This window comes from Glycomyces rhizosphaerae, assembly GCF_042647865.1.
Classification (GTDB): Bacteria; Actinomycetota; Actinomycetes; order Mycobacteriales; family Micromonosporaceae; genus Glycomyces; species Glycomyces rhizosphaerae.
Genome location: NZ_JBHRWO010000010.1, coordinates 139,027 through 150,626, shown reverse-complemented (window position 1 = coordinate 150,626; position 11,600 = coordinate 139,027). Strand labels below are relative to the sequence as shown.

Genomic DNA, 11,600 nt, shown 5'->3' with positions numbered 1-11,600 from the left:
CCCCCACTGCCGCCCTCACGATGCCGCCTTCACGCCGAGGATCCGGGCCGCGGCCATCGCCGCGCCGAACCCGTTGTCGATGTTCACCACGGTCACCCCCGGCGAGCAGGAGTTCAGCATCGTCAGCAGCGGCGCCAACCCGCCGAACGCCGCCCCGTAACCCACCGAGGTCGGCACCGCGACCACCGGCGCGCTCACCAGACCCGCCACCACCGAAGGCAGCGCCCCGTCCATGCCCGCCACCACGATCACGCAGGCCGCCTCCCGCAGATCGGCGACCTTGTCGAGCAGCCGGTGCAGTCCGGCCACACCAACGTCGGCCACCAAGCGCGTGTCGATCCCGTTGGCCCGGGCCACGATCTCCGCCTCATGGGCCACCGGCAGGTCAGAGGTCCCGGCGCACACCACCGTGAGCAGCCCCGACTCGGCGTCGGGGAACGCGCCGACCGCGCACACCCCCGCCTCGACCAGCACCGCGTCACCGAACGCCTCACGCACCGCCGCCACGCACGCCGCGTCGCAGCGCGTCGCCACCGCCACCCTCGCCGGGTGCGCCTCGCGCAGCGCGGCGAGCGCCCCGACGACCTGCTCGGGCGTCTTTCCCGCCGCGTACACGGCCTCGGCCGTCCCGGTCCTGGCCGGACGGCCGGTGTCGATCTTGGCCCAGCCCAGATCGCGGTAGGCCCCACCGGGCTCGGCGAACGCTCGCGAAGTCGCATCTTGGTCGTCGGATTGCACGCATCGATCCTCCCACCCGGGCCCTCGCACCGGCCACCCGAATCAATGCCGTCCCGCCCGCGCCAGACCCCGACGCAGCCGCATCCCGGCCGTTCACCTGAGCCGCGCCGATCGAGGGACGTTCATCACCACCACCCGAACCGGACACCGCTGTGCGGCCCGCCTGTCAGCCCCAAGGTCTATCGTCAAAGGGTGTCCCAGCCGCTGATCGCCGCCCACCGAGGCGCGAACGAGTTCCTCCCGGAGCATTCCCTCGCCGCGTTCCGACAGGCGATCGTCGAAGGCGCCGACGGGTTCGAATTCGACATCCGCCTCACCGCCGACGGGCACCTCGTCCTCCACCACGACCGCACCGTCAAACGCACCGCCGGAGCCAAAGGCGCCGTGGCCGATCTCACCCTCGCGCAACTGCGGGACTTGAACTTCGCGCACCTCTACCCCGACTGCGCCGGCAACCCCGAAGCCGAGCGGATCCCCACCCTCGAAGACCTATTCGGCCTCGTCGTCGACTCCGGCAAAGACCTCAAAATGTTCGTCGAGGCCAAGCACCCCTCCAAGTTCGGGCCCCGGCTCGAACTGCGCCTGTGGGAGACGCTGCGGCGCTGGCCCGGGCTCGACGTCACCGTCATGTCCTTCTCCCGCGCCGCCCTCAAGACCTGGCGCGGACTGGATACGGACACGCCGCTCGTGTGGATCTTCGAGTACCCGTTCCGCCGCCCGCCCGAAGGCGTCCAAGTGCTCAGCTCGCGGGTCGACTACATCGATTCGACCCCTGATTTCGTCGAACGCAGCCATGAGGCGGGGTACCAGGTGTACACCTGGACCGTCAACGACCCCGACACCGCTCACCGCATGGCCGGACTGGAGGTCGACGTGATGTTCACCGACCGCCCGGCCGCCATCCGGCAGACCCTCGCGGGCTGAAGCACCTGCCTCCTTGGGACGGACCCGGGGTCCGTCCGTAATGCTGGCGTCATGCGGAGCTAACAGGTAGGTTGCTGTATAGCCTCCCCCACGGCACGGAGGAAGGAAGGGGACCGTGATGCCTGCTGCGATACCGGCACCAGAGCGGCTGCGCGTCCCCCACCAGTCCGGGGCCGCCAGCCAGGTGCGCCGGTGGCTGCGCGACTCGCTCCCCAACCTGCCCGACGAGGTCCGCGACGACCTTCTCGTGTGCGCGACCGAACTCGTCTCCAACGCCGTCCGCCACGCCCGGCCGCTCTCCGGCGGGGACGTGTGCGTGACCTATGAGCTCGGCCCCACCGACGTCGAGGTCCGCGTCATCGACGGCGGCTCGCGGACCCACCCGCACGTATGCGCCGTCAACCTCGACTCGGCCCACGGACGCGGCATGTTCATAGTGTCCAAACTGTCCACTGATTGGGGCGCCCGCACCCTCGGCGACGGCACCCAGGAAGTATGGGCCCGCATCCCCGTCCGCTGAAAGCGAACACGCCGCCCCGGCGGCGCCGAATCGTCGTACCCCCGGGGCACCCTTGTATACCGGGGGCCCGGAAATCGCGTCGGGAGGCGCTGTCTCGCTGCCTGTGAACCGATCCGCCCAACCTGGCTGAAATGTCGTACCCGCAAGGCACCCTTGTGATCGGGGAGTCGAACCGCGAAACACCCGACCTCGGGGAACGGCCACCCTCCGGCCCGACTCGCCTGCCCCCCGTACGCTGTCCGGGTGTCCAACCGTCCGCTCATCATCGACCTCGCCTTCTACGGCCTGGCCGCGCTCTTCGCGGGCGCCACCGCGCTGTGGACCACGCTCGACTCGCACGCCCAGTGGGGTGCGATCGCCTTCGGCGGCTACCTTCCCGCGGCGATCTGCGCCGCGATCCTGCTGACCCAGCCCGGCGCGATCTGGCGCCGCCGGGCCTTCGTCGCCGTCGGCGCCGCCCTCGCCGTCACCGCGATCCCCTTGGTGTTCATGGCGATCGACCGCGCCGCCGGCCTCAGCGGCCGGGCCCAGGAAGAGGTCCTCGTCGTCGAGGCCTCCGGCGCGCGACTCCTCGAGACCGGCAGTCCTTACCTGCACGCCGACACGATCGCCGCCCTCCCCGAGCCGCTCCTCGGCTACAACCCGTACCAGCCGGGCATGGCCGTCTTCGGCATCCCCGCCGCGATCTTCGGCGAGCACTGGTGGACCGACGCTCGGATCTACTTCCTCCTCGCCGCCGTCGCTTGCGCGATCGGCGCGGTCCGGCTCCTTCGCGGTGGCCCCGACAGCGCTGCCGACCACACCGGTGCGGGCAAGGGCCCGCTGCTGCGCGCCGTCCAGGCGACGTTCGTCTTCCCCGTGTGCGCCTTGACGTTCGCGACCGGCGGCGACGACATGCCCGTCGTCGCGCTCATGGTCCTCGCGCTCGTCTTCGCCCACCGCGAGCGCCCTTTCGCCGCGGGACTGGCGATCGGTGCGGCCGCGGCGCTCAAGCTCTTCGCCTGGCCCGCCGCCGTCGTGATCTTGTTCCTGCTCTGGAGAAACGGCGGGATTCAGTCTTGGCGAGGCTTGCGAGCCACAAATGTGCAGAGATACCTGGCGGGCTTCGCCGTCCCCGTCGCGGTCACGATGCTGCCGGTCCTGGCCGTGGACGCCCGCGGCTTCTTCGACAACGTGATCGCGTTCGGCCTCGGCCGCGGCGTGGTCACCTCGCCCGCGCAGTCGCCGCTGCCCGGATTCCTTGTCGCCCAGCACGTTCCCGGCGGGGAGATCATCGCCCCAGCACTCCTGGGACTCGCGGCCCTCGTCATCGCGGTGCTGTTGTGGACCCGGCCGCCGGTCACGGCCGCGTCGGCGGCGCTGTGGTGCGCGGCGGGGCTCTCGGCGGCATTCCTGCTCATGCCGTCGACGCGTTTCGGGTACCTGCTGTACCCGGTGGTGCTCCTCGGCTGGTGGCTGCCGCTGCGAGACGCGGTGGCGGGCACCGCCACCGGCACGCTCTTCCAGGGCCTGGTGCAGGACGACGAAGTGGTCGACGAACTCGAAGCGGAGACGGGCCCGGGCCCGTCGCTGGCCGTGGAATGGTGGCGCTGAGCGTCGCTCGCGAGCGGAACCGCATGGGGCGGCGGCGAAGTGTACGGTGACGGGCATGCAACTCACCTGCCCCAAGTGTGCTGCCCTCATGCGCCAGTACGAGCGCAACGGCATCGTCGTCGACCAGTGCTCGGCCTGCCGCGCGGTCCTGCTCGACCGCGGTGAGCTCGAGCACCTCATCGACACCGAGAAGTGGGTCAACGGCGCCCAAGAAGGATCGGCGACGACCCCGATGCCCACGTACGGGAACGGTGAGACCTCGAAGGTCCGCGAGCGCCGGACGCTCCTGCAGATCCTCTTCGGCGACTAACGCAGCCCGAACGCCTTGCGGCGCTTGCCCTTGGACGGCTGCGCTAGACCGCCATGTCGACGAAGCGCGAGAGGTGCAGCTGGGCCGCGACGGTGATCGTGTCAGTGGCGCCGTTGCGGTGCTTGGCGACGATGAAGTCGGCCTCGCCCGCGCGCGGGGACTCCTTGTCGTAGTAGTCCTCGCGGTGCAGCAGGATGACGACGTCAGCGTCCTGCTCCAGCGAACCTGACTCGCGCAGGTCGGAGAGCTGCGGGCGCTTGTCGGTGCGCTGCTCGGGACCACGGTTCAGCTGCGCGACCGCGATGACCGGGCACTGGACCTCCTTGGCCAGCAACTTGAGGCCACGGCTGATCTCCGAGACCTCCTGCTGGCGCGACTCGGTCTTCTTCGGCGAGGTCATGAGCTGGAGGTAGTCGACCACGATGAGCTTGAGGTCGTGGCGCTGCTTGAGGCGCCGGGCCTTGGCCCGGATCTCCATCATGGTCATCGACGCGGTGTCGTCGACGAACAGCGGCGCTTCGGAGATGTCGCCCATGCGCTTGGCCAGGCGCGTCCAGTCGTCGTCGGACAGATCGCCCGAACGCAGGACGTGCATCGGCACCCGCGTCTCGGCGCTCAGGAGGCGCATGACGATCTCGAGCTTGCTCATTTCGAGGCTGAACAGGGCCGCGGCGTGCCGGTGGTGGAGCGCGGCGTGCCGCATGAAGTCCATGGCGGCCGTGGACTTACCGGCACCGGGGCGCCCGGCGACGATGATGAGCTGCCCGGCCTGGAGGCCCGAGAGGAGCCGGTCGAGGTCGGCGAAACCGGTGGGGATGCCGGTCATGAGGCCCTGGCTGGCGCCGATCGCCTCGATCTCGTCCATCGCGGGCTGGAGGAGGTCGGAGAGGATCGCGAAGTCCTCGGTCTGGCGGTTGTCGGTGACCTCGTAGACGGCCTGCTGGGCGAGGTCGACGAGGTCGTCGATGTCGCGGCCGCCCTGGCCGCCGCCGTAGCCGTACTGGACCACTTTGGTCCCGGCCTCGATGAGGCGGCGCAGGATCGCCTTCTCCTTGACGATCTTCGCGTAGTACCCGGCGTTCGCGGCCGTGGGCACGGCGTTGAGCAGGTCGTGCAGGTACGGTCCGCCGCCGATCTTGGCGAGATCGCCCGAGTCGGCGAGGGCCGCGGCGATCGTGACGGCGTCGGCGGGCTCGCCGTTGCCGAACTTGTCGATGATCGCGTCGAAGACCATGCCGTGCTTGGGCTGGTAGAAGTCGCCGTGGCCGAGGACCTCGATGACGTCGGCGATCGCGTCCTTGCTCATGAGCATGCCGCCGAGGACCGACATCTCGGCCTGGGGATCCTGGGGCGGGGTGCGCTCGTAGGTGCGGGCGTGGCCGCCGCCCCCGCTGCCGTTGCCGCCGCCTCCGGCGAAGGGGTCCTCGGGCGGGGTGTCGAAATAGGAACCGTTGGCGCCGTTGGATCCCCGTGAGAAGACGCCTTCCGTCGACACTTCGGTCATGCCGTCCACCCCCTCGGTCACCGTGCGTTCATGGTGAATGTACCGCCTGCATACGACAGAAGAGCGGCGTCAACGACGCTATGTCGCGCCGGGCACGGTTGCAAACGGGTCTGTGGACAACCTGTGGACAAAGCTGTGGATAACCTGTGGATAACCGGGCTCGGCCTGTGGACAACCTGTGGACAAGAAGGTGATCGGGGCTCGAATCGGGGTTGCCACCTGTGGCGACGCTGTCCACCGCCTGTGGACGGAAATTCGTTCGTGCCAACTTGCGGCTAAGGTGAAGGGCGACCCCGGCACGGATCAGAGGAGCGCGAGTCCCATGAACGCCCCCCGGCAACCCGAGCGCAGACCCCGGCTCGACCCCGACGGCGACGACCGCCCGGGGGAGCGGGCGTTCACCCCGACGTTGCTCGTGACGCTCGCCTGGTACGCGGTGCCGATGGCCGTGTATCTGGCGTGGGTGCTGTCGCAGGCGCCGGTGGACCAGACGTGCGCCGAGAGCGGATGCACCGTGGGCGGGCGGCTGTCGACGGCGATCGCGGGCGGCTGGGCGTGGACGCTGTCTGCGCTGACGGCGAGCCTGCTGGTGGCGGTGCTGCTGCGGCTGCCGCGCGCGGGATGGCGGGCGGGCGTGGCCGGTTCGGCGGCGGCGATCCTCGGCGCGGGCCTGGTGACGGTGGTGCTGCGGACCGCCGGCTGGGTGATCTGAGCTGGGACGGGGCCGCGGGCGGTCGCGGCGCGGCCGTCGGCCGCGAGGCCGTACGGGTGGCCCCGGGTACCCGCCCGTTCCCACCTTCACCACTACCAGTGAAAAGGACACCCTCCCATACGGGTACGACAAAGGCCCGCGACCTGCGGAAACAGGCGTGGGCTCTCGTTCGCTGACCACAAGGGCCTGTGATCCGTTCGAGTGCGGGCCCTCGTTCGCTCATGAGAAAGGCCCGCGATCAGCAGATCGCGGGCCTTTCTTGTGTTCGCTTGCGCGTCCTACTTCTTGCGGCGCTTCGCCGGGGTGACCTGAAGCTTGAACTTCGCGGTCACCTCCGGGTGCAGCTTGACCGACACGTCGTAGGTCCCGATCGCCTTGATCGCGGCGGGCAGCTCGACGCGGCGGCGGTCGATCTTCGGACCCCCGGCCTCGTCGACGGCCTTCACCACGTCGACCGCGGTGATCGAGCCGAAGAGCCGGTCCCCGTCGCCCGTGCGGGCGACGATGTGGGCGTCGGTCTTCTTGAGCTGCTCGGCCACGCTGCGGGCCTGGTCGAGGTCGTGGATCTGGCGGGCCGCACGGGCACGCTGGATCGAGTCGACCTCCTTCTGACCGCCCTTGGTCCAGGCGATCGCCAGGCCCTGCGGCAGAAGGTAGTTGCGGCCGTAGCCGTTCTTCACCTCGACCACATCACCGGCCGAGCCGAGGTTGGGCACCTCATGAGTCAGGATGATCTTCATAAGCGCGCTCCTTCCTTATCGGGTCTGGCTGGTGTACGGGAGCAGAGCCATTTCGCGGGCGTTCTTGACGGCCGCGGCGATCTGGCGCTGCTGCTGGGTGGTCACGCCGGTCACTCGGCGGGCACGGATCTTGCCGCGGTCGGAAATGAACTTCCGCAGCAGCGCCGTGTCCTTGTAGTCGACGTACTCGATACCCTCTTTTTCAAGCGGGTTCGGCTTCTTCTTCGGCTTCCGCAGGGGAGCCGATTTCGGGTTGGCCATGTTGTGTCTTGCCTCTTACTCGAGATCGTGCCGGGCTGTTGAACAGTGCCCGGTTAGAACGGCGGGTCCTCGTCGAAGCCTCCACCGCCGGCGGAAGCGCCGGCAGGGGCGGCCGAGGCCCAAGGGTCGTCAGGTGCAGAACCGCCACCGGTGTTGCCGCCGCCCCCGAAGGAACGACCGCCGCCACCGCCGCCGGTACCGCCACTTGACTTGTTGAGCTTCGCCGTGGAAAAACGCAGCGCGGGGCCGACTTCGTCGACGTCCAGCTCGTAGACAGTGCGCTTCTCGCCCTCGCGGGTCTCGTAGCTGCGCTGCTTGAGCCTGCCCTGCACGATCACGCGGGTACCGCGCGACAGTGACTCGGCGACGTTCTCGGCGTACTGACGCCAGACGCTGCAGGTGAGGAACAGGGCCTCACCGTCTTTCCACGCGTTCGACTCGCGGTCGAACGTGCGCGGGGTCGATGCGATTCGGAACTTCGCGACGGCGGCACCGGACGGCGTGTAACGCAGTTCGGGGTCGTCGACGAGGTTGCCGATAACCGTGATGACTGTCTCTCCTGCCATGACCTCTTCTCCCTAAGGTCTCGCAGTTACAGGGTCGGGTTACCGAAGCTCCGGTCGCAGCACCTTGGCGCGCAGCACCGACTCGTTGAGTCGAAGCTGGCGGTCCATCTCAGCGACGGGACCGGGCTCGGACTGCAGGTCGATGACGGCGTAGACGCCCTCGTTGCTCTTGTTGATCTCGTAGGCGAGACGGCGCCGACCCCAGACGTCGATCTTGTCGACGGTTCCCCCGGCGTCCTTGACGCCCTTCAGGAACTTGTCCAGTGTCGGGCTGACCTGGGCTTCCTCGATGTTCGGTTCGAGGATCACCATGAGTTCGTAATGCCGCAAGATAGCTCCACCCCCTTTGGTCTCAACGGCTGCGGTCTCTCCGCAGCAGGAGGAATCACTTGCGCGTGCCGCTCCGTCCCGTGACCGGGCCGGCGCGAACAACCGGGCAATCGTACCTGCTTACAGGCGGTGCGCCAGAGTCGCGCCGCCTGGATGTGACGCTACCGGGCGGGTACGACAATCCAGGGCCCGACACCTACTGAGCTTCGCCTCACACCCGACCCGGTCACGCTGCGCGCTAAGTTGGAACGCGTGACATCGGAGTTCCGCTACACCGACCTGCTTCCCGTCGGCCCCGACACCACCGAGTACCGCCTGCTCACCAAGGACGGGGTGAACACGGTCGAAGCCGCCGGACGGCGGTTCCTCACCGTAGAGCCCGAGGTCCTGACGCAGCTCGCGACCGAGGCCGTCAAGGACATCTCCCACTACCTGCGCCCGGCGCACCTCTCCCAGCTGCGCTCGATCCTCGACGACCCCGAGGCCAGCGGCAACGACCGCTTCGTGGCGATGGACCTGCTCAAGAACGCGAACATCGCCTCCGGCATGGTCCTGCCCATGTGCCAGGACACCGGCACCGCCATCGTCATGGGCAAGCGCGGACGCCACGTCCTCACCGACGGCCGCGACGCCGAGCACCTCTCCCGGGGCGTCTGGCAGGCCTACCACGACCTCAACCTGCGGTACAGCCAGATGGCGCCGCTGACGATGTGGGACGAGAAGAACACCGGCTCGAACCTGCCCGCGCAGATCGAGCTGTACGCCGAGGGCGACGACGCGTACAAGTTCCAGTTCATCGCCAAGGGCGGCGGCAGCGCCAACAAGTCCTTCCTGTTCCAGGAGACCAAGGCGATCCTCAACCCCGACGCGATGATGCGGTTCCTGGAGGAGAAGCTCCGCCAGATCGGCACCGCCGCGTGCCCGCCGTACCACCTGGCGATCGTCATCGGCGGCACCAGCGCCGAGTTCGCGGTCAAGACCGCGAAGTACGCGTCCACGAAGTACCTCGACTCGATGCCGACCGAGGGCTCGCCACTCGGCCACGGCTTCCGCGACGTCGAGCTGGAGCAGGAAGTGCTGGAGCTGACCCGCCAGTTCGGGATCGGCGCCCAGTTCGGCGGCAAGTACTTCTGCCACGACGTGCGCGTCATCCGGCTCCCGCGCCACGGCGCCTCGCTGCCGGTGGCGCTCAGCGTGTCCTGCTCGGCCGACCGCCAGGCGATGGCCAAGATCACCGCCGAGGGCGTGTTCCTCGAGCAGCTGGAGACCGACCCGAGCCGGTACGTCCCCGACGTGCAGGAGGACGACCTCGACGAGGACGTGGTCCGCGTCGACCTCAACCGGCCGATGGCCGAGATCCGCGAGGAGCTCTCCAAGTACCCGGTGAAGACCCGCGTCTCGCTCACCGGCACGCTCGTGGTCGCCCGCGACATCGCCCACGCCAAGATCAAGGAGCGCCTCGACGCCGGGGAGCCCATGCCGCAGTACCTGCGCGACCACGCGGTCTACTACGCGGGCCCGGCCAAGACACCCGAGGGCTACGCGTCCGGATCGTTCGGCCCCACCACGGCCGGGCGCATGGACACCTACGTCGAGCAGTTCCAGGCCGCGGGCGGCTCGTTCGTCATGCTCGCCAAGGGCAACCGCTCCGACCAGGTGACGAACGCCTGCAAGGCCCACGGCGGCTTCTACCTCGGCTCCATCGGCGGCCCGGCCGCGAAGCTCGCCCAGGACAACATCAAGTCGATGGAGGTCCTGGAGTACCCCGAGCTGGGCATGGAGGCGGTCTGGAAGATCGAGGTCGAGGACTTCCCGGCGTTCATCGTCGTGGACGACAAGGGCAACGACTTCTACGCCGAGACCCGCAAGCCGGTCCTCACGGTGGGCCGCAAGCCGAAGATCAGCATCGGCTAGCAGCACGCTTCGCCTTGGGGCGGGCCGCTGCCGGCCTCAATGACAGTGCGGGCCCGGACGGCGCGGAAGCGTCGTCCGGGCCCGTTCAATGTTTCGAGCGGTTACGCGGGCAGCGATCCGAAGTGGCCCGCCACGGTGTTCGCGAAGTTGTAGCCGCTGGTCTTGTCCCAGTTGATCGACCAGGTCATGGCCCCGCCGATCCCGGGGTAGGCCTGGTCGGGGGTGAAGTCGCCGCAGTTGGCGAGTTTCGTGAGGCAGTCGAGGGCGTCGTTCACCATCGTCGGGTTCACGTAGCCCGAACCGGCGGCGCTGGACACGGCCGGGAGACCGAGGCCGACCTGGCTCGGGTCGAGTCCGGCTTCGAGTTGGATGCAGGCCAGGGCAGTCAGGAAGTCGACGTCGCCCTGGGCGTAGACCTGGCCGTCGCACCCGAGCATCGAGCCCGAGTTGTAGTACTGCATGTTGACGATGGTCAGGATGTCCTTGGTGTTGATCGCCAGCTTGGCGTATTCGGTTCCCGTGGACTGGAAGTCGATGGTCTGCGGGGCCATCGTGTACGTGAAGCCGGGTGCTTCGGCGGCGACGGCGCGCAGGGCGGTCTCCATCGCGGCGGCGTTGATGCCGTGCTCCAGGTCGATGTCGACGCCGTCGAACCCGTACTCGCTCATCAGCGCCAGCACGGAGCTGGAGAACGCGGAGGCGGTGGCGGCGTCGTTGACGGTGACGTTGCCCTTCTCGCCGCCGACCGAGATCACGACGTTGCGGCCCTCGGCCTTGAGCGCGGTGATGTCGGCCTTGAACTCGGCCTCGGTGTACCCGGCGCCGGTGAGGCTCGCGTCGAGGGCGAAGTCGACCTGGCCGGGGGTGGCGGTGGATTCGGCGAAAGCGATCGCGACGATGTCGTACTCGGCGGGGATCGCGTTGAGCTCCATGACGCCCGAGCCGTTGTCGAAGTTGTGCCAGTACCCGGTGAGGTGCGCGTTCCCTTGACTCGGTTCGCCGGTGGGCTCCTCCGTGGGCTCGTCGGTCGGCTCCTCGGTGGGCGGGGTGGTCGGCTCGGCGCCGTCGCAGGCGCCGAGGTCCTCCCAGACGCCCCATTCACCGGTGGTGCCGGGAGTCTCACCGGTGGTCCACCACTTGGCGCGGTACTCGCGCCCGTCGTGGCTGACCAGGTCGCCGCCGACGTAGACGTCACCGGACGTCCAGGCCGCTCCGGCGCAGGCGGTCTCGGCGGAGGCGTTGCCGGCCAGGGCGATCGGCAGCGCGATGGCGGTACCCGCCGTGGCGAGTGCGGCGGCGGCGATGATGGCCGCTCTGCGGTTGCGTCCCAAGGGACCTCCAAAGATAAAGAATCCTAAATATATTCATCTCATGGTGTCCGGACGCGGCACGATTGTCAAGGCAACTGGGCAGAAAAATCCGACTCGCCCGGTTTGCGCACAGCCTTCGCAAGGCCCGCAACCGAACGAGTCGGGGACTTTCCTATTC

13 protein-coding genes are annotated in these 11,600 nt (G+C 68.8%); 6 read left to right on the top strand and 7 right to left on the bottom strand.

The features are described from left to right. Positions 1 to 15 precede the first annotated feature (15 nt). A complete protein-coding gene (gene larB, locus ACFO8M_RS10310; RefSeq protein WP_387974292.1) occupies positions 16 to 738 on the bottom strand; it encodes a nickel pincer cofactor biosynthesis protein LarB in 723 nt (240 codons plus the stop codon). Between the two features lie 192 nt (positions 739 to 930). On the opposite strand from larB, the gene ACFO8M_RS10305 reads away from it, so the two are divergent. The 4 genes from ACFO8M_RS10305 to ACFO8M_RS10290 all read left to right on the top strand — a co-directional run bounded on the left by ACFO8M_RS10305 (position 931) and on the right by ACFO8M_RS10290 (position 4,085). Further along, complete coding sequence (locus ACFO8M_RS10305; protein WP_387974290.1) at positions 931 to 1,662, top strand: glycerophosphodiester phosphodiesterase; 732 nt, start codon at positions 931 to 933, stop codon at positions 1,660 to 1,662. Between the two features lie 118 nt (positions 1,663 to 1,780). Continuing rightward, positions 1,781 to 2,182, top strand: a complete 402-nt coding sequence (locus tag ACFO8M_RS10300) for an ATP-binding protein (RefSeq protein ID WP_387974287.1) — start codon at positions 1,781 to 1,783, stop codon at positions 2,180 to 2,182. Positions 2,183 to 2,425: 243 nt separating this feature from the next. Then, on the top strand, positions 2,426 to 3,775 hold the full coding sequence (locus tag ACFO8M_RS10295) for a glycosyltransferase 87 family protein (protein WP_387974284.1): 1,350 nt from the start codon (positions 2,426 to 2,428) through the stop codon (positions 3,773 to 3,775). Positions 3,776 to 3,830: 55 nt separating this feature from the next. After that, entirely contained in the window at positions 3,831 to 4,085 is a 255-nt protein-coding gene (locus tag ACFO8M_RS10290; RefSeq protein WP_387974282.1) for a TFIIB-type zinc ribbon-containing protein, read from the top strand. 43 nt (positions 4,086 to 4,128) lie between these two features. Here ACFO8M_RS10290 and dnaB read toward each other — a convergent pair whose 3' ends face one another. Next, positions 4,129 to 5,610, bottom strand: a complete 1,482-nt coding sequence (dnaB, locus tag ACFO8M_RS10285; RefSeq protein WP_387974279.1) for a replicative DNA helicase — start codon at positions 5,608 to 5,610, stop codon at positions 4,129 to 4,131. Positions 5,611 to 5,911: 301 nt separating this feature from the next. Here dnaB and ACFO8M_RS10280 point away from each other — a divergent pair, with 301 nt between their 5' ends. Then, positions 5,912 to 6,301: a hypothetical protein gene (locus tag ACFO8M_RS10280; RefSeq protein WP_387974276.1), complete on the top strand. Its 390-nt coding sequence runs from the start codon at positions 5,912 to 5,914 to the stop codon at positions 6,299 to 6,301. 278 nt (positions 6,302 to 6,579) lie between these two features. On the opposite strand, the gene rplI is transcribed toward ACFO8M_RS10280, so the two are convergent. Genes rplI through rpsF form a run of 4 tightly spaced genes read right to left on the bottom strand, consistent with a single transcriptional unit; the run spans position 6,580 to position 8,198 of the window. After that, on the bottom strand, positions 6,580 to 7,041 hold the full coding sequence (gene rplI, locus ACFO8M_RS10275) for a 50S ribosomal protein L9 (protein WP_387974273.1): 462 nt from the start codon (positions 7,039 to 7,041) through the stop codon (positions 6,580 to 6,582). Between the two features lie 15 nt (positions 7,042 to 7,056). Further along, positions 7,057 to 7,302 (bottom strand): 30S ribosomal protein S18, encoded by a 246-nt coding sequence (rpsR, locus tag ACFO8M_RS10270; RefSeq protein WP_030160643.1) that lies wholly within the window; start codon positions 7,300 to 7,302, stop codon positions 7,057 to 7,059. Positions 7,303 to 7,355: 53 nt separating this feature from the next. Continuing rightward, positions 7,356 to 7,868, bottom strand: a complete 513-nt coding sequence (locus tag ACFO8M_RS10265) for a single-stranded DNA-binding protein (protein ID WP_387974269.1) — start codon at positions 7,866 to 7,868, stop codon at positions 7,356 to 7,358. 39 nt (positions 7,869 to 7,907) lie between these two features. Continuing rightward, a complete protein-coding gene (gene rpsF, locus ACFO8M_RS10260) occupies positions 7,908 to 8,198 on the bottom strand; it encodes a 30S ribosomal protein S6 (protein ID WP_270116453.1) in 291 nt (96 codons plus the stop codon). Positions 8,199 to 8,450: 252 nt separating this feature from the next. On the opposite strand from rpsF, the gene ACFO8M_RS10255 reads away from it, so the two are divergent. Then, a complete protein-coding gene (locus ACFO8M_RS10255; RefSeq protein WP_387974266.1) occupies positions 8,451 to 10,112 on the top strand; it encodes a fumarate hydratase in 1,662 nt (553 codons plus the stop codon). 101 nt (positions 10,113 to 10,213) lie between these two features. On the opposite strand, the gene ACFO8M_RS10250 is transcribed toward ACFO8M_RS10255, so the two are convergent. Continuing rightward, positions 10,214 to 11,443, bottom strand: a complete 1,230-nt coding sequence (locus tag ACFO8M_RS10250) for a glycosyl hydrolase family 18 protein (RefSeq protein WP_387974263.1) — start codon at positions 11,441 to 11,443, stop codon at positions 10,214 to 10,216. Positions 11,444 to 11,600: the final 157 nt, after the last annotated feature.